At 66.9% G+C, this 24,012-nt stretch carries 22 protein-coding genes; all 22 read left to right on the plus strand.

Annotated elements, in window-relative coordinates:
- The first annotated feature begins 51 nt into the window (after positions 1–51).
- A complete protein-coding gene (surE, locus tag QYL93_RS23095) occupies positions 52–822 on the plus strand; it encodes a 5'/3'-nucleotidase SurE (protein ID WP_057205328.1) in 771 nt (256 codons plus the stop codon).
- The gene (locus tag QYL93_RS23100; RefSeq protein ID WP_305745852.1) at positions 822–1,619 is read left to right on the plus strand and encodes a protein-L-isoaspartate(D-aspartate) O-methyltransferase; all 798 of its coding nucleotides are present in this window, start codon (positions 822–824) and stop codon (positions 1,617–1,619) included. The genes surE and QYL93_RS23100 overlap by 1 nt, the downstream gene beginning before the upstream one ends.
- 13 nt (positions 1,620–1,632) lie before the next feature.
- The gene (locus QYL93_RS23105; RefSeq protein ID WP_305745853.1) at positions 1,633–2,532 is read left to right on the plus strand and encodes a peptidoglycan DD-metalloendopeptidase family protein; all 900 of its coding nucleotides are present in this window, start codon (positions 1,633–1,635) and stop codon (positions 2,530–2,532) included.
- On the plus strand, positions 2,529–3,572 hold the full coding sequence (locus tag QYL93_RS23110; protein ID WP_370877025.1) for an RluA family pseudouridine synthase: 1,044 nt from the start codon (positions 2,529–2,531) through the stop codon (positions 3,570–3,572). The genes QYL93_RS23105 and QYL93_RS23110 overlap by 4 nt, the downstream gene beginning before the upstream one ends.
- Before the next feature lie 199 nt (positions 3,573–3,771).
- Positions 3,772–4,761 (plus strand): SMC-Scp complex subunit ScpB, encoded by a 990-nt coding sequence (gene scpB / locus QYL93_RS23115; protein WP_305745854.1) that lies wholly within the window; start codon positions 3,772–3,774, stop codon positions 4,759–4,761.
- Entirely contained in the window at positions 4,758–6,530 is a 1,773-nt protein-coding gene (locus QYL93_RS23120; protein WP_305745855.1) for a pseudouridine synthase, read from the plus strand. The genes scpB and QYL93_RS23120 overlap by 4 nt, the downstream gene beginning before the upstream one ends.
- A gap of 98 nt (positions 6,531–6,628) precedes the next feature.
- Positions 6,629–7,054, plus strand: coding sequence for a nucleoside-diphosphate kinase (gene ndk, locus QYL93_RS23125; protein WP_007848912.1), 426 nt, complete (start codon positions 6,629–6,631; stop codon positions 7,052–7,054).
- 87 nt (positions 7,055–7,141) lie between these two features.
- Positions 7,142–8,329: a 23S rRNA (adenine(2503)-C(2))-methyltransferase RlmN gene (gene rlmN, locus QYL93_RS23130; protein ID WP_305745856.1), complete on the plus strand. Its 1,188-nt coding sequence runs from the start codon at positions 7,142–7,144 to the stop codon at positions 8,327–8,329.
- Between the two features lie 26 nt (positions 8,330–8,355).
- Complete coding sequence (gene pilW, locus QYL93_RS23135) at positions 8,356–9,192, plus strand: type IV pilus biogenesis/stability protein PilW (protein ID WP_305745857.1); 837 nt, start codon at positions 8,356–8,358, stop codon at positions 9,190–9,192.
- A complete protein-coding gene (locus QYL93_RS23140; RefSeq protein ID WP_305745858.1) occupies positions 9,185–10,138 on the plus strand; it encodes a helix-turn-helix domain-containing protein in 954 nt (317 codons plus the stop codon). Before pilW ends, QYL93_RS23140 begins: the two co-directional genes overlap by 8 nt.
- Complete coding sequence (ispG, locus tag QYL93_RS23145; protein WP_057205342.1) at positions 10,139–11,455, plus strand: flavodoxin-dependent (E)-4-hydroxy-3-methylbut-2-enyl-diphosphate synthase; 1,317 nt, start codon at positions 10,139–10,141, stop codon at positions 11,453–11,455. It abuts the gene before it with no gap.
- A gap of 174 nt (positions 11,456–11,629) precedes the next feature.
- Positions 11,630–12,895: a histidine--tRNA ligase gene (hisS, locus tag QYL93_RS23150; protein ID WP_305745869.1), complete on the plus strand. Its 1,266-nt coding sequence runs from the start codon at positions 11,630–11,632 to the stop codon at positions 12,893–12,895.
- 15 nt (positions 12,896–12,910) lie between these two features.
- On the plus strand, positions 12,911–13,597 hold the full coding sequence (locus tag QYL93_RS23155; protein ID WP_057268967.1) for a tetratricopeptide repeat protein: 687 nt from the start codon (positions 12,911–12,913) through the stop codon (positions 13,595–13,597).
- Positions 13,594–14,766, plus strand: a complete 1,173-nt coding sequence (bamB, locus tag QYL93_RS23160; protein WP_305745859.1) for an outer membrane protein assembly factor BamB — start codon at positions 13,594–13,596, stop codon at positions 14,764–14,766. Before QYL93_RS23155 ends, bamB begins: the two co-directional genes overlap by 4 nt.
- Positions 14,767–14,927: 161 nt before the next feature.
- Positions 14,928–16,271 carry a ribosome biogenesis GTPase Der gene (gene der, locus QYL93_RS23165; RefSeq protein ID WP_179681384.1) on the plus strand — a complete coding sequence of 448 codons (1,344 nt, stop codon included), beginning with the start codon at positions 14,928–14,930 and terminating at the stop codon, positions 16,269–16,271.
- A gap of 277 nt (positions 16,272–16,548) precedes the next feature.
- Positions 16,549–16,803, plus strand: coding sequence for an RNA chaperone Hfq (gene hfq / locus QYL93_RS23170; RefSeq protein WP_057205382.1), 255 nt, complete (start codon positions 16,549–16,551; stop codon positions 16,801–16,803).
- Positions 16,804–16,866: 63 nt separating this feature from the next.
- Complete coding sequence (hflX, locus tag QYL93_RS23175) at positions 16,867–18,042, plus strand: GTPase HflX (protein ID WP_305745860.1); 1,176 nt, start codon at positions 16,867–16,869, stop codon at positions 18,040–18,042.
- A 53-nt stretch (positions 18,043–18,095) separates the two neighbouring features.
- Positions 18,096–19,475: an FtsH protease activity modulator HflK gene (hflK, locus tag QYL93_RS23180; protein ID WP_305745861.1), complete on the plus strand. Its 1,380-nt coding sequence runs from the start codon at positions 18,096–18,098 to the stop codon at positions 19,473–19,475.
- 9 nt (positions 19,476–19,484) lie between these two features.
- Positions 19,485–20,396, plus strand: a complete 912-nt coding sequence (hflC, locus tag QYL93_RS23185; protein WP_305745862.1) for a protease modulator HflC — start codon at positions 19,485–19,487, stop codon at positions 20,394–20,396.
- A 191-nt stretch (positions 20,397–20,587) separates the two neighbouring features.
- Positions 20,588–21,736: an ATP phosphoribosyltransferase regulatory subunit gene (locus QYL93_RS23190; protein WP_305745863.1), complete on the plus strand. Its 1,149-nt coding sequence runs from the start codon at positions 20,588–20,590 to the stop codon at positions 21,734–21,736.
- 29 nt (positions 21,737–21,765) lie between these two features.
- Positions 21,766–23,142, plus strand: a complete 1,377-nt coding sequence (locus QYL93_RS23195; RefSeq protein WP_057205367.1) for an adenylosuccinate synthase — start codon at positions 21,766–21,768, stop codon at positions 23,140–23,142.
- 175 nt (positions 23,143–23,317) lie between these two features.
- Positions 23,318–23,842, plus strand: coding sequence for a phosphoribosyltransferase (locus tag QYL93_RS23200; RefSeq protein ID WP_057205370.1), 525 nt, complete (start codon positions 23,318–23,320; stop codon positions 23,840–23,842).
- Positions 23,843–24,012 lie beyond the last annotated feature (170 nt).

The following is a 24,012-nucleotide window of genomic DNA, read 5'->3' on the forward strand; positions in this document are numbered from 1 at the left end:
CGCTTGCGTCGGTCGCGTCCTACAATCCAAGGCAAACCCCGACCACTATCCATGAAGATCCTGATTTCCAACGACGACGGCTTCCAGGCCCCTGGCATCGTGGCGCTGCATGGCGCGCTCAAGACGCTCGCGGGCGTGGAGGTGGAAGTGGTCGCGCCCGAGCACAACAACAGTGCCAAGTCGAACGCGCTGACCCTGCATTCGCCGCTGACCGTGACCAAGGCGGCCAACGGCTTTCGCTATGTGAACGGCACGCCGGCCGATTGCGTGCACATCGCCCTCACGGGCTTGCTCGGCTACCGGCCCGACCTCGTGGTCTCGGGCATCAACAACGGCGCCAACATGGGCGACGACACGATCTACTCGGGCACCGTGGGCGCCGCCATGGAGGGTTATCTCTTCGGCGTGCCGGCCATTGCCTTCTCGCAGGTGGACAAGGGCTGGGGCGAGATCGAGGCGGCCGCCGCCAAGGCGCGCGAGATCGTGGAGCAGATGCTGGCGCAGAGCCTCGTGACCGAGGTGCCCTGGCTGCTCAACGTGAACATCCCCAACATGCCGCTGGCGGCGCTCAAGCCCATCAAGCTGTGCCGCCTGGGGCGCCGGCATGCGGCCGAGCGCGTGATCGTGCAGGAAAGCCCGCGCGGCGAGGCCATGTACTGGATCGGCAACGCGGGCGCGGCCAAGGACGATGCCGAGGGCACTGATTTCCATGCCACGGCGCAGGGGCATGTGGCCATCACCCCCCTGAAGGTTGATCTCACGGACCACGACAACCTGGGCTACTGGGCGCAGACCGCCTCGAAGCTCGCGGCGGGCATGTGATGCAGCGGCGTCCCGGCTTTCCCGCCAGGCTCCCGGGCAGCGGAGCACCCGCACCACGCCCTGCAGGGGCGGGCGCTGGCGTACCCAAGGGCGCCGGGGCCGGGCTGGGCCAGCGGGCCCCGGCCGCTACGGCGGTGGGCGTGGGCCTCGATTCGGCGGCGGTGCGCAACCGCATGGTGCAAAAACTCGCGGCCGGCGGCATCACCTCGCCTGCCGTGCTGCAGGCGCTGGCGACGGTGGAGCGCCACCGCTTCGTGGACAGTGGCCTGGTCAACCAGGCCTACGAGGACACCAGCCTGCCGATCGGCCTGGGGCAGACGATTTCCAAACCCAGCGTGGTGGCGCGCATGTGCGAGCTGCTGCTCTCGGCCGAGAGTGCCCGACCCGCCGGTTTGGGCCGCGTGCTGGAGATTGGCACCGGCTGTGGCTACCAGGCGGCCGTGCTGGGCCTGCTGGCGCGCGAGGTCTACACCATCGAGCGCCTGCGCGGCCTGCACGACAAGGCGCGCGACAACCTGCGCCCGTTTCGCCTGGCCAATGTGCACCTGATGCTGGGCGACGGCATGCTCGGCTACGCCAAGGGCGCCCCCTATGCGGCCATCATCGCCGCAGCCGGAGGCGACGCCGTACCGCAGGAATGGTGCGACCAGTTGGCGGTGGGCGGAAGGCTGGTGGCGCCCATGGCGGTGGCCGGCGGACAGCAGATGTTGCTGGTGATTGACAAGACCCCACACGGGTTGAAACAAAGCGTGCTCGAGCCGGTTCACTTTGTCCCTCTAAAATCGGGGATTGCCTGAAGGGAAAATGCTTATGTTGGTATCGCGTGGTCTTGTTGCAGGGTTTACCGTGGCGTTGCTGTTGGTGGGCTGTGGAACACGGATGACCAAGGCCCCTGTGGAGGACCGGGGAACCTATGCCGGTGCCATGACCACCACGACCGGATCGCCGCAGCCCGGGGTGGTGGCCGCCCCCATGAAGCCCCTGCCGGGGGCAGAGAATGCCGGAAAGCCCGGCTACTACACCGTCAAGCCCGGTGACACCCTGATCCGCATCGGCCTGGAGAACGGGCAGGGCTGGAAGGACATCGCGCGCTGGAACAACCTGGAGAACGCCAATCTGATCGAGGTGGGCCAGGTGCTGCGCGTCGTCGCACCCGGCACGACCCCGCCGCCCGTGATTGCCGCCGATACCGGTGTGGTCACCCGCCCGGTGACCTCCACGACCATCACCCCATCGGCGCCGACTGGAACCGCGCTGCCACCCGCATCCACCGCCAGCGGCGCCAAGCCTGTCACGCCTGCGCCGGCCGTGATTGCCGCACCGGCACCAAGCGCGGGCGAGGACGACCTGAACTTCATCTGGCCCGCATCGGGCTCGCTGCTGGCAGGCTTTGACGAGGCGCGCAACAAGGGCTACGACATCTCCGGCAAGGCCGGGGACCCGGTGCTGGCCGCTGCAGATGGCCGCGTGGTGTATTCGGGTGCCGGCCTGCGGGGCTACGGCAACCTGGTGATCCTCAAGCACAACAACACCTTCCTCACGGCCTATGCGCACAACCAGACGCTGCTGGTCAAGGAAGACCAGTCCGTGCGCAAGGGCCAGAAGATCGCCGAGATGGGCAGCACCGACGCCGACCGCGTGAAGCTGCACTTCGAGATCCGCCGCCAGGGCAAGCCGGTGGACCCCGCACGTTACCTGTCGGCACGTTGAGCGCCGTGGTGGCGCCCGCGCACCCCGACACCGAACCCGGCCTGCCCGGGCCGGACGAGGAGGGGACCGGCGAGGAGTGGGCGAGCGAGGAAGCGGGCGGTGCCGATGCCGAGTTGCGCCAGATGCAGGTGGGCACGGCGCAGCATGCTGCCCGCCTGGACCGGGCGCTGGCCGAGCTGGTGCCCGAGCTGTCCCGCAGCTACCTGCAGCAACTGCTGGCCCAGGGGCTGGTGCGCCTGAATGGCAGCCCGGCCACCAAGGCATCGCTCAAGGTCAAGGCGGGCGACAGCCTGACCCTGGAGATGCGCCCCACGCAGCAGAGCCAGGCCTTTCGGCCCGAGGCGATGGACATCGAAGTGGTCTACGAGGACGAGCACCTGCTGGTGGTGAACAAGCCTGCCGGCCTGGTGGTGCATCCGGCCCCCGGCAACTGGAGCGGCACCTTGCTCAACGGCCTGCTGGCGCGCGACCCCAAGGCGCTGCTGGTGCCGCGCGCGGGCATCGTGCACCGGCTGGACAAGGACACCAGTGGCCTGATGGTGGTGGCGCGCGAGCGCGCCACCATGGACGCGCTGGTGGCCATGATCGCCGCGCGCACCGTGCACCGCCAGTACCTGGCGCTGGCGCACAAGCCCTGGGCAGGCAATGCCCGCCGCACGGTGATGCAGCCCATCGGCCGCGACCCGCGCAACCGCCTGCGCATGGCCGTGGTCGACCTCGCCAGCCATGCCGGCAAGCCGGCACGCACGGATTTTCGCCTGCTGGAAGGCGCCGACCAAGGCTGCTGGGTGGAGTGCACCCTGCACACCGGCCGCACGCACCAGATCCGCGTGCACATGGCCTCCATCGGCCACCCGCTGGTGGCTGACGTGCTCTATGGCGGCGCCCCTGTGGGGGCATTGCAGCGCCAGGCGCTGCACGCCTTTCGCCTGGCGTTCACCCATCCGGTCACGGGCCAGCCGCTGGAGTTGCATGCACCGCTGCCCCTGGATATGCGCGATGCGCTGTCTTTTTGGGGCCTGCGTTACAATGGCGCATAGCGAAACGCAGGTATCTGTGTTTCCAGGCCTGACCGGCCCTGGGGCGTGAACACCACGCCCTGAACCCGAAGACGGAATCCCGCCGGGCCCCCGCGTCGCGCCAGCGGCCGCGCAATATGCGCCCCTTTGATGGATCCCTGCTGTTGGTGTGGCCCCTTGTCACGACACGTGCCGCCTTTTTTCCCGGAATCGCTGAACCATGAACACGGTGGATGCCAAACGGGTCCTTGAGACTGCCCTGATTTGCGCGCAGCAGCCCGTGCCGCTGCGCGAGATGCGGGTGCTGTTCAACGACGCCCTGGGTACGGACACGCTCAAGCTGCTGCTGCTCGACCTGCAGCGCGATTGGGCCCACAGCGGGGTGGAGCTGGTGCAGGTGGCCACCGGGTGGCGCCTGCAAAGCCGCCCCGAAATGCGTGAATACCTGGACCGGCTGCACCCCGAAAAGCCGCCCAAGTACACGCGCGCCGTGCTGGAGACCTTGGCCATCATTGCCTACCGCCAGCCGGTGACGCGCGGCGACATCGAGGACATCCGCGGGGTGACGGTCAACAGCCTGATCATCAAGCAGCTTGAAGACCGTGGCTGGGTCGAGGTGATCGGCCACCGCGAGACGGTGGGGCGACCTTCGCTGTTTGCCACCACGCGCCAGTTCCTCGACGACCTGGGCCTGGCCTCGCTGGACCAGTTGCCCATGCTGGAGGACGCCTCTGGCCATGCCAATGTGCTGGAGGCCATGGCGGCTGCGGCGCAGGGCGTGATCGGGTCGGAGGAAGAAGAAGGTGCTGCCGGGGAGGCCGTGGGTGATGAACCCGGTACCCAGGCTGCGCCGCAAGGCGGGGAGGGCGGTGAAGCCGCCGCCCCGGTGCCATCCGTTGAAGACGGTGGGCATGCCGGCGAGGGTGGCACGCAGGTGCAGCAGAACCTGCTGGACCTGGACGGCACGCTTGAAGGCGAGGCTGCGGTGCCCGATGTGGCGGCCGACGGCGTGGCTCAAGAGGCGCCCGCCCGGCTGGAGCCGGACAGCCAGTTGCTGGCCGGCAGCGGCGAAGAAGACACGACGGGCGAGACCGGCCCGGCAGACCCCGCACCCGCTGCGGATGATTTGAACAAGAGCGCGCAGAGCGATGAAGAGCTGCGCGATGACGATGACGATGCCCGCCGTGGCATCCAGGGAAAGCTTCCATGAACGATTCGACGACACCCGACGCATTGCCCGACGCCCCCGGCTCCGAGCAACCGCCCGAGGCGGCTACGCCGCCCGCCAAGCCGCGCCGCGCGCCGCGCAAGAAGGCGGTGGTGCAGGCCGATGAAGCCGCCGCCGTGGAGGCGCCCGTGGCGCCTGCCGAGGCATCGTCGGCACCGGAGGCCGGTGGCGAGCCTGCGGTGAAAAAGCCCCGCAAGCCGCGCCAGCCCCGCGTGGCTGCCGATGTGGCCGATGGCGCCGAGGCGGCGCAGTCCACGCCGCAGCTGGCCGTGCAGGACGTGCCGCCCCTGGCCGTGGCGCCTGCGGAACCCGTGGTTGCCCTGGATTCCTCTGCTGCGGCCGATGGCGACGCGGTGGGCAGGGCGCCTGTGCCGGCCGTGGTCTTGGTCGACCGTGCGCCCGGCGCGCGCATCTATGGCGACGCCCCCGCCGCACCGCGCGGCGATGCGCAGGAGCGCAGGGAGGGTCGCAAGGAAGGCCATGGCAAGGGGCAGAACCACCAAGGCCAGGGCTCCAAGGGACCCCGGCCGCAGCACGGCGTGCAGGGCTACCAGTTCGAGGACGTGGTGTCCGGCCAGTTCGATGCGGACGAGGAGTCTGGTGAGGAGGTGCCCCTCAAGCGCGTGCTCCTGCCCCAGGTGGAGACGCCCAAGCTGCACAAGGTGCTGGCGCAGGCCGGCCTGGGTTCGCGGCTGGAGATGGAGCAGCTCATCCTGGAGGGCCGCATTTCGGTCAACGGTGAGCCGGCCCACATCGGCCAGCGCATCCAGTTCGGCGACCAGGTCAAGGTCAACGGCAAGCCCATCCGCTACCGCATCGATCCGCCACCGGCACGCGTCATCGCCTACCACAAGCCCGTGGGTGAAGTGGTGTCGCACGACGACCCGCAAAACCGTCCCACCGTGTTCCGCAAGCTGCCGCGTCTGCAGCAGGGCAAGTGGCAGTCCGTGGGCCGGCTGGACCTGAACACCGAAGGCCTGCTGCTGTTTACCAGCTCGGGCGAGCTGGCCAACAAGCTCATGCACCCGCGCTTCGGCCTGGAGCGCGAATACGCCGTGCGCGTGCTCGGTGCCCTGAGCAATGAAGAAAAAGCCAAGCTGATCGAGGGCGTGCGCCTGGACGACGGCATGGCCGCCTTCGGCTCCATCGAGGACGGTGGCGGCGAAGGTGCCAACTGCTGGTACCGCGTCACCATTTCCGAAGGCCGCAACCGCGAAGTGCGGCGCATGCTGGAGTCGGTGGGCCATGCGGTCAGCCGGCTGATCCGCATCCGCTATGGCGCCATGGTGCTGCCGCGCGGCCTCAAGCGCGGTGCGTTCCTGGAGTTGGACGAAAGCGACATCCGCGCACTGGTGAAGGCCGCAGGCGCCGGGCGCGACCCGTTGGAAGACCGTGGCGATGCCGCGCCGGGCGAAGCTGCCCCCGCAGGCAACAAGCGCGGCAACATCCGCCGTGGCGGTCCGCGCGGCGACGGTAGTCGCCGTGACCAACCTCCGGGCGCCGGTGCCAACGGCCCGCGCGGCCAGAAGCCCCGCCGCGATGGCGGCGGTGGTGGTGGCCAGGGCGCTCGGGGTGGCAATGGTGGTGGCAACAACAATGCCGACCGCGCGCGTGGCGGCTCGGCCCAGCCCGATCCGATGAAGACCTCGGTCGGCTACATCGGCACTGACAGCCTCTCGCGCCACCGCCAGGCCCAGCGCGCCCCCGGTGGCGGTGGTGGTGGCGGCCCGCGCCGTGGCCGTGGCCGCTGATTCACAGGGGTTACCCGGCGCACGGTTAGAATCGAGGGTTTTGTCCGCTGGGCAAAAGAATCCGCATCGTTTATATCAATCCAATCAGGAAAAACACCATGGCAATCGAACGCACTCTCTCCATCATCAAGCCTGACGCAGTCGCCAAGAACGTGATCGGCCAGATCTACGCCCGTTTCGAAGCCGCCGGCCTGAAGGTTGTGGCTGCCCGCATGGTGCACCTGTCGCGCCTGGAAGCCGAGCAGTTCTACGGCGTGCACAAGGCACGTCCCTTCTTCAAGGATCTGGTCGATTTCATGATCTCCGGCCCCGTGATGATCCAGGCCCTGGAAGGCGAAAACGCCATCCTGAAGAACCGCGAACTGATGGGCGCCACCGACCCCAAGAAGGCAGAAGCCGGCACCATCCGCGCTGACTTCGCCGACAGCATCGACGCCAACGCCGTGCACGGTTCCGACGCTGCCGAAACGGCTGCCGTCGAAATCGCCTTCTTCTTCCCCGGCCTGAACATTTACACCCGCTGAGATGGTGGTCCCCATGCTTGAGCCCACCCCGGTGGGGCGGCCGCACCATGGGGACGACTGCGAGCGGTTACCCGAAGGGATGCCGCTATGACCACGACTGAAACCGCCACCGCTGTGGTTGCCGCGCCTGCGGCAGCGACAGCGACCCCGGCCAAGACCACCAACCTGCTGGAGTTCGATCTCGACGGGTTGGCTGCCTTCTGCGAAAAGCTCGGGGAAAAGCGCTTTCGCGCGACCCAGCTGTTCCGCTGGATCCACCAGCGCGGTGCGCGCGATTTCGACGCCATGAGCGACCTGGCCAAGGCCCTTCGCGACAAGCTCAAGGGCTGCGCGCACGTGCAGGCGCTGCCGGTCATCTCCGAGCATGTCTCTGCCGACGGCACCGTCAAGTGGCTGTTCGACGTAGGCGGCGGCAATGCGGTCGAGGCGGTGTTCATTCCCGAGGACGACCGCGGCACGCTGTGCGTTTCCTCCCAGGCCGGTTGCGCCGTGGGATGCCGCTTTTGCTCCACCGGCCACCAGGGCTTCAGCCGCAACCTCACCACCGGTGAGATCGTGGCCCAGCTGTGGTTTGCCGAGCATGCGCTGCGCGCGCGCCTGGGCAAGACGGAGCGCATCATTTCCAACGTGGTGATGATGGGCATGGGTGAGCCCCTGCAGAACTATTCGGCCCTGGTGCCGGCGCTGCGCGTGATGCTGGACGACCATGCCTACGGCCTGTCGCGCCGCCGCGTGACGGTGTCCACCTCGGGCGTGGTGCCCATGATCGACCGGCTGGCGCAGGATTGCCCTGTGGCCCTGGCCGTTTCGTTGCATGCACCCAACGATCCGCTGCGTGACAACCTGGTTCCACTGAACCGCAAATACCCGATCGAAGAGCTGCTGGCCGCGTGCAACCGCTACCTGGAACATGCGCCGCGCGACTTCATCACCTTCGAATACTGCATGCTGGACGGGGTCAACGACCAGCTCGAGCATGCGCAGCAACTGATCGACCTGGTCAAGCCCGCACGCGGCGCGGGCGTGCGTTGCAAGTTCAACCTGATCCCCTTCAACCCGTTCCCGGCGTCGGGCCTTTTGCGTTCGTCACAGGCGCAGGTGCTGGCCTTTGGCAAACTGCTGAGCGACGCGGGCATCGTGACCACGGTGCGCAAGACGCGCGGCGACGATATCGACGCCGCCTGTGGTCAATTGGCCGGCGACGTCAAAGATCGCACAAAAGCGGCGGAACGCATGGCCAAACAGCGCACAATCGCGCTCAAACTGGTGACATGACACAACGAACTTGAAGGAGGCTCTACATGGTGGGATTGGTTGAACGCTGGCAGCGCATGGGCCGCTGTGCGCTCCTGGCCTGTGGGGTGGTGGCTGGCGTGGCAGGGCTCTCGGGCTGTGCGAGCGGCGGCAGTGGCCCATCGGCCGGCGAGCCCGGCGGTGCTGTCTTCACCCAGTCCGATGAGCCCGAGGCGCGCCGCCGCGCGCGTATCCGCCTGGAGCTGGCGACCAACTACTTCGAGAACGGGCAGACCACCGTGGCGCTGGACGAGGTCAAGCAGGCCCTGGTCGCCGACCCCACCTATTCCGACGCCTTCAACCTGCGCGGCCTGATCTACCTGCGGCTCAACGAGTTCGGCCAGGCCGAAGAGAGCTTTCGCCGCGCGCTCGGCCTGCGCAGCAACGACCCCAATCTGCTGCACAACCTGGGCTGGCTGCATTGCCAGCAGCGCAAGTACGCCGAGGCCGACCAGAGCTTCGTGACGGCCCTGGCCAACCCGGCCTACACCGCGCGCAGCAAGACGCTGATGGCGCGCGGCCTGTGCCAGATGGAAGCCGGCCAGGTGGCCGAGGCCGAGCAGTCGCTGCTCAAGGCCTATGAGCTCGATGCGGCCAACCCGGTGGTGGGCTACCACCTGGCGTCCCTGTTGATGCGCCGCAATGAGCTCACGCGGGCGCAGTTCTACATCCGCCGCCTGAACAACAGCGATTTTTCGAATGCGGAAACGCTGTGGCTGGGCATCAAGGTCGAGCGCGGCCTGGGCGACACGGTGGCCATGCGCCAGCTGGGTGATCAATTGCGCAGGCGTTTCCCGGAAGCGCGTGAGACGGGTGCCTATCAGCGTGGGGCTTTCAATGAGTGATTCGGTGACAGGGGTTTCGGTGCACACAGAGGCGCAAGAGACGGCAGGGGGACGGACGGCCGGTACCTTGCTGCGCGAAGCGCGCATGGAGGCGGGCCTGCACATTGCGGCGCTGGCGGTGGCCCTGAAGGTGCCGGTGGCCAAGCTGGAGGCCCTGGAGTCCGACAACTTCGCGGTGCTGCCCGACACGGTGTTCGTGCGGGCCCTGGCATCGAGCGTGTGCCGCACCCTCAAGATCGACCCGGCGCCCATTCTGGCGCTGCTGCCGCAAAGCAAGAGCCCGCGCCTGGTGGCGGGCAATGCGGGGATCAATGCGCCGGTCAAGGGCAGCAGCTCCAGTGCGGGCAATGGCTCCTTCGCTCCAGCGTCCTCGGGCGGCAAAAAGTCCTGGGCCATCGCCGTGGTGGTGCTGGCCTTGCTGGCGGGTGCCCTGGCCATCATGTTTGTCCCTGCCGACCGCAATCCGTTCGGTGGCAGCGCGGGGGATGAGGCGCCGGCGTCTCCCCCCGTGGCTGCCCAGGAGCCGCAAGCCCCCGTGGCTGTGGCCTCCGGCCCGGCCGCTGTGCCCGCGCCCGCTGCGGCTGTGGTGGCCGCGCCTGCTGCGACGCCTGCAGCTCCTGTGCCTGCAGCAAGCCCTTCGGCTGCTGCGGTAGCCGGTGCGGCCACCCCGGCCGTGGCGGCATCGACCCCCGAAGCGGCTGCCTCAGCCTCCAGCGTGCTGACCCTGAGTGCGCGCGGCGCCTCGTGGGTGCAGGTGCGCGATGCAGGCGGAACCATTGCGCTGCAGAAGAATCTGGCAGTGGGGGAGTCGGTGGCCGTTTCGGGCACGCTCCCTCTGGCGGTGGTGATCGGCCGGGCCGATGTGACCGATGTGTTTGTGCGTGGCAAGCCATTCGCGCTGACCACCGTTTCGCGCGACAACGTTGCGCGGTTTGAGGTGAAATAAGTGGACAAGTCTCTGATCGATCTGGCCCCGATTGCCATTGCCCAGCCGGCCCCTCGGCGCTCCCGCCAGGCCCGTGTGGTCTGGGGTTCGCGCGTGGTCACGGTCGGGGGCGATGCGCCGGTGCGCGTGCAGTCCATGACCAATACCGACACGGTGGACGCCATCGGCACCGCCATCCAGGTCAAGGAGCTGGCGCAGGCCGGCTCCGAGTTCGTACGGATCACCGTCAACACGCCCGAGGCGGCGCAGGCGGTGCCCTACATCCGTGAGCAGCTCGACCGCATGGGTGAGACCGTGCCGCTGGTGGGGGATTTCCACTTCAACGGCCACCGGCTGCTGACCGACTACCCGGACTGCGCGCAGGCGCTGTCCAAGTACCGCATCAACCCCGGCAACGTGGGCAAGGGCGACAAGCGCGACCGCCAGTTCGGCCAGATGATCGAGGCCGCCATTCGCTGGGACAAGGCGGTGCGCATCGGCGTGAACTGGGGCAGCCTGGACCAGGAGCTGCTGGCCGAGCTGATGGACACCAACAGCCGCCGCGCCAGGCCCTGGGAGGCGCGCCAGGTGATGTACGAGGCGCTGATCACCTCGGCCATCGAGTCGGCCCGCCGCGCGGAAGAAATGGGCCTGAACGGCGACCAGATCATCCTCTCGTGCAAGGTCAGCGGTGTGCAGGACCTGATTTCCGTGTACCGGGCCCTGGCCCAGCGCTGCGACTACGCGCTGCACCTGGGCTTGACCGAGGCCGGCATGGGCACCAAGGGCACGGTGGCGTCGGCCACGGCGCTCTCCATCCTGCTGCAGGAAGGCATTGGCGACACCATCCGCGTGTCCCTGACTCCGCAGCCCGGCGAGGCCCGTACCCAGGAAGTGGTGGTGGCCTCCGAGATCCTGCAGTCGCTGGGCTTGCGCATCTTCGTGCCCAGCGTGACCGCCTGCCCCGGCTGTGGCCGCACGACCAGCACCACCTTCCAGGATCTGGCCAAGCAGATCGACGACTACCTGCGCGCGCAGATGCCTGTGTGGCGCGTGAAGTACCCGGGCGTGGAAAAGCTCAAGGTGGCGGTCATGGGTTGCATCGTCAACGGCCCCGGCGAGAGCAAGCACGCCGACATCGGCATCAGCCTGCCCGGTACCGGTGAAGCCCCGGCCGCTCCGGTGTTCATCGATGGCGAGAAGGCCCTGACCCTGCGCGGCGAGAACATTGCCGCCGAGTTCCACCAGTTGGTGGAAAACTACATTGAAAAGCGCTTCGGGGGCTCCCATCCGGTGGCTGCCCCGGCGGTGGGTGCGCCTGACAGCGCGCTCGCCTGACCCGGCGGCGGCCGACGCCCCTGCGACAATTGCACCCTGCGGGCCCGAACGGCCCAGCGAGGCGCCTCCCCGGAGCCGCCTCCCGTACCCCTATTCAACTGGAAGCCCATTGCTGTGAGTAAAGACGTATCTGCCGCCGCCGCCAAGCCCGAGAAACTGGTGGCGGTCAAGGGCATGAATGACATCCTGCCGCCCGACTCCGCCCGCTGGGAGTGGCTGGAAGACAAGGTGCGCAATCTGATGGCGCGCTATGCCTACCGCAACATGCGCACGCCCATCGTCGAGCCCACGCCGCTGTTCGTGCGCGGCCTGGGCGAGGTGACCGACATCGTCGAGAAGGAGATGTACTCCTTCGAAGACCGCCTGAACGGCGAGCGCCTGACCCTGCGTCCCGAGGCCACGGCCGGCGTGGTGCGCGCGGTGGTCGAGCACAACATGCTCTACGAAGGCGGCAAGCGCCTGTACTACATGGGCCCCATGTTCCGCCACGAGCGCCCCCAGCGCGGCCGCTACCGCCAGTTCCACCAGATCGGTGCCGAGGCTCTGGGCTTTGGCGGGCCCGAAGTGGATGCCGAGCTGATCCTGCTGGCCAACGCCCTCTGGAAGGAGATCGGGTTGACCAACGTGCGCCTGGAGCTCAACAGCCTGGGCCAGCCCGAGGAGCGCAAGGCGCACCGTGCGGCGCTGATCGCCTATTTCGAGCAGAACGCCGACCAGCTGGACGAGGAGGCGCGCCGCCGGCTGCACGCCAACCCGCTGCGGATCCTGGATACCAAGAACCCGGCCATGCAGGCGCTGGTGAATGCCGCGCCCCGGCTCATCGACTTCCTGGGCGCCGAGTCGCTGGCGCACTTCGACGCGGTCAAGGCCATCCTGGACGCCAATGGCGTGGCCTGGACGGTCAACCCGCGCCTGGTGCGCGGTATGGACTACTACAACCTCACGGTGTTCGAGTTCATCACCGAGCAATTAGGCTCGCAGGGCACCATCTGCGGCGGTGGGCGCTACGACTACCTGATCGAGCAGATCGGCGGCAAGCCGGCCCCGGCCGTGGGCTGGGCCCTGGGCGTGGAGCGCGTGCTGGAGCTGGTCAAGGAGCAGGGCGCCCAGGTGCCGGCGCTGGTGCCGGATGTCTATGCCATCATCCCCAGCCGTGCGGCGCTGCCCGTGGCCAGCCGGGTGCTGGAGCAACTGCGTGCCCAGGGCATAGAGGTGCAGATGCACGGCGCGCCCACGGCGGGCGAGGGCATGGGCAGCATGAAGTCCCAGTTCAAGAAAGCCGATGGCAGCGGCGCCCAGTATGCTTTGGTGTTTGGCGACGAGGAGCTTGCGCGCGGCGTGGTGGGCGTCAAGTCCCTGCGCGATGGCGCCGGAGCCCAGGTGGAGCAAGCCATCGCCAATGTGGCCGATTGGGCCGCCACCCTACAATCCAACCGTTAATTCTTACCTACCTCCATGGCAAATCATTTAGACCTCGAAGAGCAGGAACAACTCGACCAGCTCAAGCACTTCTGGAACAACTGGGGTACCTTGATCAGCTGCGTGCTGATCGTGGTCTGCGGTTCGCTGGCGGCATGGAACGGTTACCAGTACTGGCAGAGCAGCCAGGCCACGAAGGCGGCGGCGCTGTTCGATGCGGTCGACGTGGCCAGCCGTGCCAAGGACCAGGAACGCCTGGAACGGGCTTTCGGCGACCTCAAGGCCGGCTACGCGGGCACGCCCCAGGCGGCCCAGGCGGGCTTCACCGTGGCCCGCAACCTCATGGAAGCGGGCAAGCCCGATGGCGCGCGCGAAGCGCTCGCCTGGGTGGCCGAACATGCCGGCGACGATGGTTTCAAGGCGCTGGCCAGGCTGCGCCTGGCCTCCGTGCTGACCGAGCAGAAGAAATACGACGAAGCGCTGGCCCAGCTATCGGGCTCGCTGCCTGCCGCGTTCGAAGGAGTGGCTGCGGACCACCGTGGCGACATCCTGATGCTGCAGGACAAGCGCACCGAGGCCCTGGCCCAGTACACCAAGGCCTACAAGGCCATGAACGAAGACGTGGAATACCGCCGCCTGGTCGAGGTCAAGCTCAACACGCTGGGTGCCAACCCTGCCGCCGAAACCGTGGCGGCCGCCAAGACGGCAGAGGCTGCCAAATGAGCGCGCAGACTCTGATCCGCACCCACCTTCGTCCGGTCCGTGGCCTGGCGCTGCTGGCCCTGGCGGCGGCGCTGGCCGGCTGCTCGGTGATGCCCGGCGGCTCGTTCTGGGGCGCCCCCAAGCCCGTGCCTGCCGACCTCGGTGCCAATGTGCCCGTGCTGGGCGTGCGCCAGGCATGGACCAGCAAGGTCGGGGCGGTGGCGGGCCTGTCGCTGGACGTGCGCGTCAATGGCACCACGGTGACCCTGGCCTCGGCCGACGGCACGGTGGCTGCCATCGATGCCCGCACGGGCGGCGACATCTGGCGCCTGGCCCTGGCCGAGCCGCTGTCGGCCGGTGTCGGCAGCGATGGCAAGCTGGCGGCTGTGGTGGCACGCAGCAATGCGCTGATCGCCGTCGAGTCCGGCCGTGAGCGCTGGCGCCAGCCCATGGCCTCGCAGGTCTTCACCGCGCCGCTGGTGGCGGGTGGCCGCGTGTTCGTGCTGGCGGCTGACCGCACCGTGATCGCTTTCGACGCCGCCACCGGCAAGCGCCTGTGGACCCAGCAGCGCCCGGGCGAGCCCCTGGTGCTGCGCCAGGATGGCGTGCTGCTGGCGGTGGGCGATACCCTGGTGGTGGGCCTGTCCGGCCGCCTGGTGGGCCTGAACCCCGACAACGGCAGTGCCCGCTGGGAGGCCCCTCTGGCCAGCTCGCGCGGCACCAACGACGTGGAGCGCCTGGTGGAACTGGTGGGGCGCAGCAGCCGCGTCGGCGAATCGGTGTGCGCCCGTGCCTTCCAGTCGGCCGTGGGCTGCGTGAACACGGTGCGCGGTAACGTCGCCTGGACCCAGCGCGCCGCCGGCGCCGAGGGCATCGACGGCGACAAGGATGCGATCTTCGGCACCGAGAGCAATGGCTCGATGGTGGCCTGGAACCGCAATGACGGCACGCGCCTGTGGGGCTCGGACCGCTTCAAGCACCGCAAGCTGACCACGCCGCTGCTGCTGGGCCGCTCGGTGGTGGTGGGCGACGACACGGGCCTGGTGCACCTGCTCTCGCGCACCGATGGTGCGCCCCTCAATCGCATGACCACCGATGGCTCCGGCATTGCCGCAGCGCCAGTGGCTGCAGCAGACACCCTGGTGGTGGTCACCCGCAATGGCGGAGTATTCGGCTTCCGCCCGGAATGAGATGAAGCACCCCCTGAGTCGCTTCGCGCCTTCCCCCTCAAAGGGGACGACGCCAATGGCCGGGCAAAGCCCGTTCCATGGCGTCCGCTGGCTTTGGCAGCGTGCGGTTCATGGGTTGCGGATAGCGCATAGCGCAATGGAAAACTGATAGGTCGTATTCAATGAAGCCAGTTATCGCCCTCGTGGGGCGGCCGAATGTCGGTAAATCCACGCTGTTCAACCGCCTGACGAAGACCCGCGACGCGATCGTGGCGGACTTCGCCGGGCTCACGCGTGACCGCCACTACGGCAATGGCAAGCAGGGCAAGCACGAGTACATCGTCATCGATACGGGGGGCTTCGAGCCCGATGCCTCCACCGGCATCTACCGCGAGATGGCCAAGCAGACGCAGCAGGCCGTGGCCGAGGCCGACGTGGTCGTCTTCGTCGTGGATGCGCGCGCCGGTGTCTCGGCGCAGGACCATGACATCGCCAACTACCTGCGCCGGCTGTCCAAGCCCTGCGTGCTGGTGGCCAACAAGGCCGAAGGCATGGTCGAGGGTGTGCAACTGGCCGAGTTCTATGAACTGGGGCTGGGCGAGGTGTTTCCGGTGTCGGCTGCGCATGGCCAGGGCATTCGGAGCCTGGTGGAGATTGCGCTGGAGCCGCTGAACCTGCCCGACCCTGACGAGGCCGATGCCTCCGACGACAAGAGCGTCATCAAGCTTGCCGTGGCGGGCCGCCCCAATGTGGGCAAGTCCACCCTGATCAACACCTGGCTGGGCGAAGAGCGCCTGGTCGCGTTCGACATGCCGGGCACCACGCGCGATGCGATCACCGTGCCTTTCGAGCGCAACGGCCAGCGCTTCGAGCTGGTGGACACGGCAGGCCTGCGCCGCAAGGGCAAGGTCTTCGAGGCGATCGAGAAGTTCTCGGTGGTCAAGACGCTGCAGGCCATCGAGTCGGCCAACGTGGTGCTGCTGCTGCTCGATGCCACGCAGGGCGTGACCGACCAGGACGCGCACATCGCCGGCTACATTCTGGAGAGCGGCCGCGCCGTGGTGCTGGCCGTGAACAAGTGGGATGCCGTGGACGAATACCAGCGCACGCTGCTGGAGCGCTCCATCGAAACCCGCCTGTCGTTCCTGAAGTTCGCCTCGATGCACTTCATCTCGGCCAAGAAGCGCCAGGGCCTGGGCCCGCTGTGGACCTCCATCGTGCAGGCGCACAAGGCGGCCACCTGCAAGATGTCCACCCCCGTGCTCACCCGGCTGCTGCTGGAGGCGGTGCAGTTCCAGGCGCCCAAGCGCGCGGGCATGTTCCGCCCCAAGCTGCGCTACGCGCACCAGGGCGGTATGAACCCGCCGGTGATCGTGATCCACGGCAACTCGCTGGAGCATGTGACCGAGGCCTACAAGCGCTTCCTGGAAGGGCGCTTCCGCAAGGAATTCGACCTGGTGGGCACGCCGCTGCGCATCGAGGTCAAGACCTCGCACAACCCCTACGCGGACAAGGACGAGGGCTGACCCCGGGGAGAGGGCGCCGCACGGCTCCTTCGTGGTCACGGCATATGCTGCATTGCAGCATGGTTATTGCAGCGCCCTGGTTTGGTGAATGGCGCGCAGAGGTAACTATCTGTTTCTGTCGCCGCATATTCTCCCCCGGTATTCCCCTTGTGAGAACGCCGGTCCGGCGTGAAGAAAGGCCGGGTTGGCGAAAGGCCATGTCACCAGGCGGCAAAAGTCCCACTTTGCTGTGGTAAGGTGGTGGTTTACAACAACATCTTTGAACACGGAGAATATCGTGAGCAATAAAGGCCAACTTTTGCAAGATCCTTTCCTGAACGCACTGCGTAGGGAGCATGTACCTGTTTCCATTTACCTGGTGAACGGTATCAAGCTGCAAGGGCAAATCGAATCGTTCGACCAGTATGTGGTGTTGCTGCGCAATACCGTCACACAGATGGTCTACAAGCATGCGATCTCCACCATCGTGCCCGGCCGTGCGGTCAATTTCTCGACGGCCGAAACCCCTGATGCAGACGGCGCCGGCACCTGAGTTGCGGCATCCAGTTCAGCATTCAATTCTGGGTCAGATGGTCATGGGCGGAGGCCATCCGCTTTGAGCGCCCCCGCATCTTCTGACGCGGGTGGTGCCTCGGTGTTGCTGGTGGGGGTGGATTTCGGTCTTCCCCATTTCGATGGCGAGCTCGAAGAGCTGGGTTTGCTTGCGCAAACTGCGGGGCTCAACCCCGTGGCGCGCCTGACCTGCAAGCGCAAGGCACCCGATGCCGCCCTGTTCGTGGGCAGCGGCAAGGCCGATGAAATCCGCACCCTGGCCCAGATGCACGGTGCGGTGGAGGTGCTGTTCGACCAGTCGCTCAGCCCTGCGCAGCAGCGCAACCTGGAGCGCAACCTGGAGCTGCCGGTCGCTGACCGCACCTTCCTCATCCTCGAAATCTTCGCCCAGCGTGCCCGCAGCCATGAGGGCAAGCTGCAGGTGGAACTGGCCCGGCTGCAGTACCTGAGCACGCGCCTTGTGCGCCGCTGGTCGCACCTGGAGCGCCAGACCGGTGGCATCGGTGCGCGCGGCGGTCCGGGTGAAAAGCAGATCGAGCTCGATCGCCGCATGATCGGCGAGGCCATCAAGCGCACGCGCGAGCGGCTCGTCAAGGTCAAGCGCCAGCGCTCGACCCAGCGCCGCCAGCGCGACCGGCGCGACACCTTTACCATCTCGCTGGTGGGCTATACCAACGCCGGCAAGTCCACGCTGTTCAATGCGCTGGTCAAGGCCCGTGCCTATGCGGCCGACCAGCTGTTTGCCACGCTCGACACCACCACGCGCCAGCTCTACCTGGGCGATGCGGGGCGTTCGGTGTCGCTGTCCGATACCGTGGGCTTCATCCGCGACCTGCCGCACGGCCTGGTCGATGCCTTTCAGGCCACGCTGCAAGAGGCGGTGGATGCCGATCTGCTGCTGCATGTGGTGGATGCCTCCAACCCGAATTTTCCCGAGCAGATGGACCAGGTGCAGCGTGTGCTGCACGAGATCGGCGCGGCCGACATTCCGCAGCTGCTGGTGTTCAACAAGCTCGATGCGCTCGACGCCGAACAGCAGCCCGCGCTGCTGGAAGACCAGTACGAAGTGGAGGGGCAAATGGTGCCCCGCCTGTTCGTGAGCGCGCGCTCCGGCCAGGGTCTGGACTCCCTTCGCCGTGTGCTTTCCGCACGGGTGCTGGCGGCGCAGGAGCACATGACCCCAGCTGATGCTGCCCCATTGCCGGCCCAAGGGGAGTGATTGGGCACAATGCCGTTTTGATCGATGCCACCAGAGAACCAGAGACTTTGCGCATGAATTTCCAAAATCGCACCCTACGCTGGGCTTCGCTGCCAGAACGTATCCGGGGCATGTTCAATCTGAACGATCCCCGCTGGGGCCGTGGCGAAGACAAGCCGGACGACGGCGCACGCCCGGACGAGCGCCCGCCGGCGCCGCCCCCTGCAGGCAACCGCGGGCGCGAGAACAACAAGGGCCAGGGCAATGGCCAGCCGCCGGATCTGGATGAACTGTGGCGTGACCTCAACCGCAAGCTCGGCGGCCTGTTTGGCGGCAAGGGCGGCGGCGGTGGCCGGGGCACGGGGGGCTCTGGCAACGGCGGCTTCCAGCCGCCCGACATGAAGAGCGCGGGCGTGGGCGTGGGCCTGATCGCCGGTATCGTCTTCGTGATCTGGATGGGCACGGGCTTCTTCATCGTGCAGGAAGGCCAGCAGGCCGTCATCACTCAGTTCGGCAAGTACAAGAGCTCGGTGGGTGCGGGCTTCAACTGGCGCCTGCCGTACCCGATCGAGCGCCATGAACTGGTGTTCGTGACGCAGATCCGCTCGGCCGACGTGGGGCGCGACAACATCATCAAGAGCACGGGCCTGCGCGAGTCGGCCATGCTGACCGAAGACGAGAACATCGTCGAGATCAAGTTCGCCGTGCAGTACCGCCTGAGCGATGCGCGCGCCTGGCTGTTCGAGAGCAAGAACCCCTCGGACGCCGTGATCCAGGCCGCAGAAACGGCCGTGCGTGAAGTGGTGGGCAAGATGCGCATGGACACGGCCCTGGCCGAAGAGCGCGATCAGATCGCGCCGCGCGTGCGCACGCTGATGCAGACCATCCTGGACCGCTACAAGGTGGGTGTCGAAGTGGTGGGCATCAACCTGCAGCAGGGCGGCGTGCGCCCGCCCGAGCAGGTGCAGGCCTCCTTCGACGATGTGCTCAAGGCCGGCCAGGAGCGCGAACGCGCCAAGAACGATGCCCAGGCCTATGCCAACGACGTGATCCCGCGTGCCGTGGGTTCGGCATCGCGGCTCAATGAAGAGGCTGCTGCCTACAAGGCCCGCATCGTGGCCCAGGCACAGGGCGATGCGCAGCGCTTCTCGTCGGTGCTGGCCGAGTACCAGAAGGCGCCCCAGGTCACGCGCGACCGCATGTACATCGAGAGCATGCAGCAGATCTACGGCAACGTGACCAAGGTGCTGGTGGACTCCCGCCAGGGCTCCAACCTGCTGTACCTGCCGCTGGACAAGATCATGCAGAGCGTGGCCACCGGCACGCCAGGCGCCCTGGATGCGCCGCCCGCCAGTGCTGCGGCTACGGTGGTCCCGGCTGCGCCTGCAGCCCCTTTTTCGAATGACCCCCGGGCGCGTGACAGCAGTCGCACACGCGAACGTGAATCCCGCTAGGAGCAGCTCGTGAACAGAGTCGGATTTATCGCATCCACCCTCCTGGTGGTGCTTGCACTCATGAGCTCCATGCTCTTCGTGGTGGACCAGCGCCAGTTCGGCGTGCTCTACGCGCTCGGGCAGATCAAGGAAGTGATCACCGAGCCAGGCCTGAACTTCAAGCTGCCGCCGCCGTTCCAGAACGTGACCTACATCGACAAGCGCCTGCTGACGCTGGACAGTCCCGATACGGAACCCATGCTCACGGCAGAAAAGCAGCGCGTGGTGATCGACTGGTACGTGCGCTGGCGCATCTCGGAGCCCACGGAGTACATCCGCAACGTGGGCCTCGACGAAAGCGCCGGTGCCATGCAGCTCAACCGTGTGGTGCGCAATGCCTTCCAGGAAGAGATCAACAAGCGCACCGTAAAGGATCTGCTGTCGCTCAAGCGCGAAGCGCTGATGGCCGACGTGAAGCGCGAAGTGCTGGAAACCGTGCGCGGCGCCAAGCCCTGGGGCGTGGACGTGGTGGACGTGCGCATCACGCGCGTTGACTATGTGGAAGCCATCACCGAGTCGGTCTACCGCCGCATGGAGGCCGAGCGCAAGCGCGTGGCCAACGAGCTGCGTTCCACCGGTGCGGCCGAAGGCGAAAAAATCCGCGCCGATGCGGACCGCCAGCGCGAGATCGCCATTGCCAACGCCTACCGCGATGCCCAGAAGATCAAGGGCGAGGGCGATGCAGAGGCCGCACGCATCTACGCCGAGGCCTTTGGCCGCGACCCGCAGTTTGCGCAGTTCTACCGCAGCCTGGAAGCCTACAAATCGAGCTTTAACAAGAAGAGCGACGTGATGGTGGTTGATCCCTCGTCGTCGGAGTTTTTCAAGGCCTTCCGCGGCGGCACGGCTTCTGCAGCGCAGCCTGCAGCCCCGCGCAAGTAAAAAAGCGGCGCCAGGCGCACAGCGGCAGCCTCTGCATTGCAGGGCTGCCGTTTTTTTTGGCCGCTCTCCCTCCTGCGGGACCGGGCGGCGCCATGTGTTTCGCGCTCTTGATGGCCTTGTTGGCCGGTCTCCGTTGAGGGGCCTTGGCCGGTGCCGGTAGAATCACGGTTTTAACAGCCTCCCCTTTTCTCATGTCTGCTTGGGTCCTGCCGGATCACATTGCCGATGTCTTGCCGTCCGAAGCGCGGCACATCGAAGAATTGCGTCGCGGGCTGCTCGACACGGCGCGCTGCTATGGCTATGAGCTGGTCATGCCGCCGCTGCTGGAACACCTGGAATCCCTGCTGACCGGTACCGGCGAGGCGCTGGACCTCCAGACCTTCAAGCTGGTGGACCAGTTGTCTGGGCGCTCCATGGGCCTGCGTGCGGACACCACGCCGCAGGTTGCGCGCATTGATGCCCACCTGCTCAACCGCAAGGGCGTGACGCGGCTGTGCTACTGCGGCCCCGTGCTGCACACCCGCCCCGACCGCCCCCATGCCACCCGCGAGCCGCTGCAGTTCGGCGCCGAGATCTACGGCCATGCCGGGCTGGAGGCCGACCTCGAAGCCCTGCAGCTGGCGCGTGAATGCCTGCGCGTGGCCGAGGTGCGCGACACCACCATCGACCTGGCCGACGTGCGCATCGTGCGCAGCCTGCTGGCCGGTGTGGCGGTGGATGCACCGCTGCTCAGCCGCATCCATGCCGCCCTGGCAGCCAAGGATGCGAGCGAGCTGGCATCGCTCACACGCGATTTCCCTGCGGCATCGCGCCAGGGGCTGCTGGCGCTGTTGCAGCTGTATGGCGATGAGTCGGTGCTGGCCGAGGCCGACAAGGCCTTGAAGCACGTCGCCGGCGTGGCTGAAGTGCTGTCGCACCTGCGCTGGCTGGCCTCGCGGCTGGACGGCGCCGTGGTCACCTTCGATCTGGCCGACCTGCGTGGCTATGCCTACTACAGCGGCACCCGCTTTGCCATCTATGGCAAGGGCGCCAGCGATGCACTGGTGCGTGGCGGCCGCTACGACGAAGTGGGTGCCGTGTTCGGCCGCAACCGGCCTGCGGCCGGCTTCAGCCTGGACATCAAGCAACTGGTGAGCGTGGTGTCCCCGCGCGCCCTGAAGGCTGCCATCCGCGCGCCCTGGGGCGAGGCGAGCGACGTGAACGCCGCCATTGCCGAGCTGCGCCGCCAAGGCGAGACGGTGGTATGTGTTCTGCCTGGGCATGGGAGCGAAGTCGATGAGTTCCACTGTGACCGAGAGCTGGTGCAGATTGCGGGCCAGTGGGTCGTGCAGGCTGTTTGAGTTAATTGCAATTGAAAATTGGGTCTGAGATGAAAGCAACCAAAGGTCGCAACGTAGTGGTGGTCGGAACCCAATGGGGTGACGAAGGCAAGGGCAAGCTGGTCGACTGGCTCACTGAGAGCGCGCAAGGCGTGGTCCGGTTCCAGGGTGGCCACAATGCCGGCCATACGCTGGTCATCAATGGCGTGAAGACCGCACTGCACCTGATCCCCAGCGGCATCATGCGCCCGGGCGTCAAGTGCTACATCGGCAACGGCGTGGTGCTGTCGGCCGCCAAGCTCTTCGAGGAAATCGAAGGCCTGGAAAAAGCCGGCGTGGAAGTGCGCTCGCGCCTGCGCATCAGCGAGGCCTGCCCGCTGATCCTGCCCTTTCACGCCGCCATCGACGTGGCGCGTGAAGCTGCGCGTGAGCAGGGCGGTACCGAGAAGATCGGCACCACCGGCCGCGGCATTGGCCCCGCCTACGAAGACAAGATCGCCCGCCGCGCGCTGCGCGTGCAGGATCTGAAGTACCCCGAGCGCTTCGCCGCCAAGCTGCGCGAGCTGCTGGACCTGCACAACCACGTGCTCACCACCTACCTGGGCTCGGCCCAATTCGTCTTCGGTGACGCCCTGAAGCCCTATATCCAGGACGGCAAGGTCCAGTTCGACGTGGTGTATGCCGAAGCCATGCGCCACGCCGAGCTGCTCAAGCCCATGATGGCCGACGTCTCGCGTGAGCTCAACGAAGCCAACAAGGCCGGCGCCAACCTGCTGTTCGAAGGTGCGCAGGGCACGCTGCTCGACGTGGACCACGGCACCTACCCGTATGTGACGTCCAGCAACTGCGTGGCCGGCAACGCAGCCGCCGGCTCGGGCGTGGGCCCCGGCATGCTGCACTACATCCTGGGCATCACCAAGGCCTACTGCACCCGCGTGGGTGGTGGCCCGTTCCCCACCGAGCTCGATTGGGAAGTGCCTGGCACGCCCGGTTACCACATGAGCACCATCGGCGCCGAAAAAGGCGTGACCACGGGCCGCAGCCGCCGCTGCGGCTGGTTCGATGCCGCGCTGCTCAAGCGCAGTGCCCAGGTCAACGGCCTGTCGGGCCTGTGCATCACCAAGCTCGACGTGCTCGACGGCCTGACCGAATTGCTGCTGTGCACCGGCTACGAACTCGACGGCGAAAAGATCGACCTGCTGCCCATGGGCGCGGAAGACATCGCACGCTGCACGCCCATCTACGAAACCCTGCCCGGCTGGAGCGACACGACCGTGGGCGTGACCGAATACGCCAAGCTGCCCGAAGCAGCCCGCCGCTACCTGGAGCGCATTGCCGAAGTGACCGGTGTGCCGGTCGACGTCATTTCCACCAGCCCGGACCGCGACCACACCATCATGATGCGCCACCCCTACGTGGCCGACTGATCTCCCTGGCCGCTGCCCTGGCCGATGCGAGTGCAGGGCAGTGGTGCCGCACAGCCCATGGGCTGTACTGCAGAACGCATTTTCGTATTTCCTCTATATCGCGATGAGGGGTTGCTCTGGCGCTGCTGCCGTGTGATCCTCTTGTCTACAAGCCATCACCCCAGGAGCCCCGCCCATGTTGACCGAAGACGGCAAACACCTGTATGTCAGTTATGACGAGTACCACAGCCTGATCGAGAAGCTGGCGCTCAAGGTGCACCAGTCGAACTGGGAGTTCGACACCATTCTGTGCCTGGCGCGCGGTGGCCTGCGCCCCGGTGACATCCTGAGCCGCATTTTTGACAAGCCCCTGGCCATCATGTCTACCAGCTCCTACCGCGCCGAAGCCGGCACGGTGCAGGGCCACCTCGATATCGCCCGGTTCATCACCACCCCCAAGGGCGAGATCGCCGGCAAGGTGCTGTTGGTGGACGACCTGGCCGATTCGGGCCACACCCTGCATGCCGTGATCGACATGCTCAAGACCAACTACGCACCTATTACCGAGCTGCGCAGTGCCGTCATCTGGACCAAGGCCATGTCCACCTTTACCCCCGACTACTCGGTGGAATTCCTGCCCACCAACCCCTGGATCCACCAGCCCTTCGAGGGCTATGACAGCCTGAGCCCCGCCAAGCTGCTGGAGAAGTGGCGCGTGTGATGGGCGTCGGGCCAGAACCTGGCAAGCAAGAAGAGGGCGCAAGCCCTCTTTTTTCTTGGTGGATGCACGGCGAGCGGCAGGGTGAAATAGACAAAGGCGCAAATTCCCCGGGTTTTCCCTGCCACCCCTCAAAAGTAGTGCTATAGTCGAGGGCTTCGCTACCAAGACCT

This window comes from Acidovorax sp. A1169 (assembly GCF_030704685.1).
Lineage (GTDB): Bacteria > Pseudomonadota > Gammaproteobacteria > Burkholderiales > Burkholderiaceae_C > Acidovorax.

Bases quoted from the DNA above. Each gene is read 5' to 3' on its own strand.
- rlmN (WP_305745856.1), top strand. From the start codon at position 7,142: ATGACCACGACTGAAACCGCCACCGCTGTGGTTGCCGCGCCTGCGGCA.
- ndk (WP_007848912.1), top strand. From the start codon at position 6,629: ATGGCAATCGAACGCACTCTCTCCATCATCAAGCCTGACGCAGTCGCC.
- QYL93_RS23195 (WP_057205367.1), top strand. From the start codon at position 21,766: ATGAAAGCAACCAAAGGTCGCAACGTAGTGGTGGTCGGAACCCAATGG.
- QYL93_RS23100 (WP_305745852.1), top strand. From the start codon at position 822: ATGCAGCGGCGTCCCGGCTTTCCCGCCAGGCTCCCGGGCAGCGGAGCA.
- hflK (WP_305745861.1), top strand. From the start codon at position 18,096: ATGAATTTCCAAAATCGCACCCTACGCTGGGCTTCGCTGCCAGAACGT.
- bamB (WP_305745859.1), top strand. From the start codon at position 13,594: ATGAGCGCGCAGACTCTGATCCGCACCCACCTTCGTCCGGTCCGTGGC.
- pilW (WP_305745857.1), top strand. From the start codon at position 8,356: ATGGTGGGATTGGTTGAACGCTGGCAGCGCATGGGCCGCTGTGCGCTC.
- QYL93_RS23105 (WP_305745853.1), top strand. From the start codon at position 1,633: ATGTTGGTATCGCGTGGTCTTGTTGCAGGGTTTACCGTGGCGTTGCTG.
- surE (WP_057205328.1), top strand. From the start codon at position 52: ATGAAGATCCTGATTTCCAACGACGACGGCTTCCAGGCCCCTGGCATC.
- scpB (WP_305745854.1), top strand. From the start codon at position 3,772: ATGAACACGGTGGATGCCAAACGGGTCCTTGAGACTGCCCTGATTTGC.
- QYL93_RS23120 (WP_305745855.1), top strand. From the start codon at position 4,758: ATGAACGATTCGACGACACCCGACGCATTGCCCGACGCCCCCGGCTCC.
- QYL93_RS23140 (WP_305745858.1), top strand. From the start codon at position 9,185: ATGAGTGATTCGGTGACAGGGGTTTCGGTGCACACAGAGGCGCAAGAG.
- der (WP_179681384.1), top strand. From the start codon at position 14,928: ATGAAGCCAGTTATCGCCCTCGTGGGGCGGCCGAATGTCGGTAAATCC.
- QYL93_RS23155 (WP_057268967.1), top strand. From the start codon at position 12,911: ATGGCAAATCATTTAGACCTCGAAGAGCAGGAACAACTCGACCAGCTC.
- QYL93_RS23200 (WP_057205370.1), top strand. From the start codon at position 23,318: ATGTTGACCGAAGACGGCAAACACCTGTATGTCAGTTATGACGAGTAC.
- QYL93_RS23190 (WP_305745863.1), top strand. From the start codon at position 20,588: ATGTCTGCTTGGGTCCTGCCGGATCACATTGCCGATGTCTTGCCGTCC.
- hisS (WP_305745869.1), top strand. From the start codon at position 11,630: ATGAATGACATCCTGCCGCCCGACTCCGCCCGCTGGGAGTGGCTGGAA.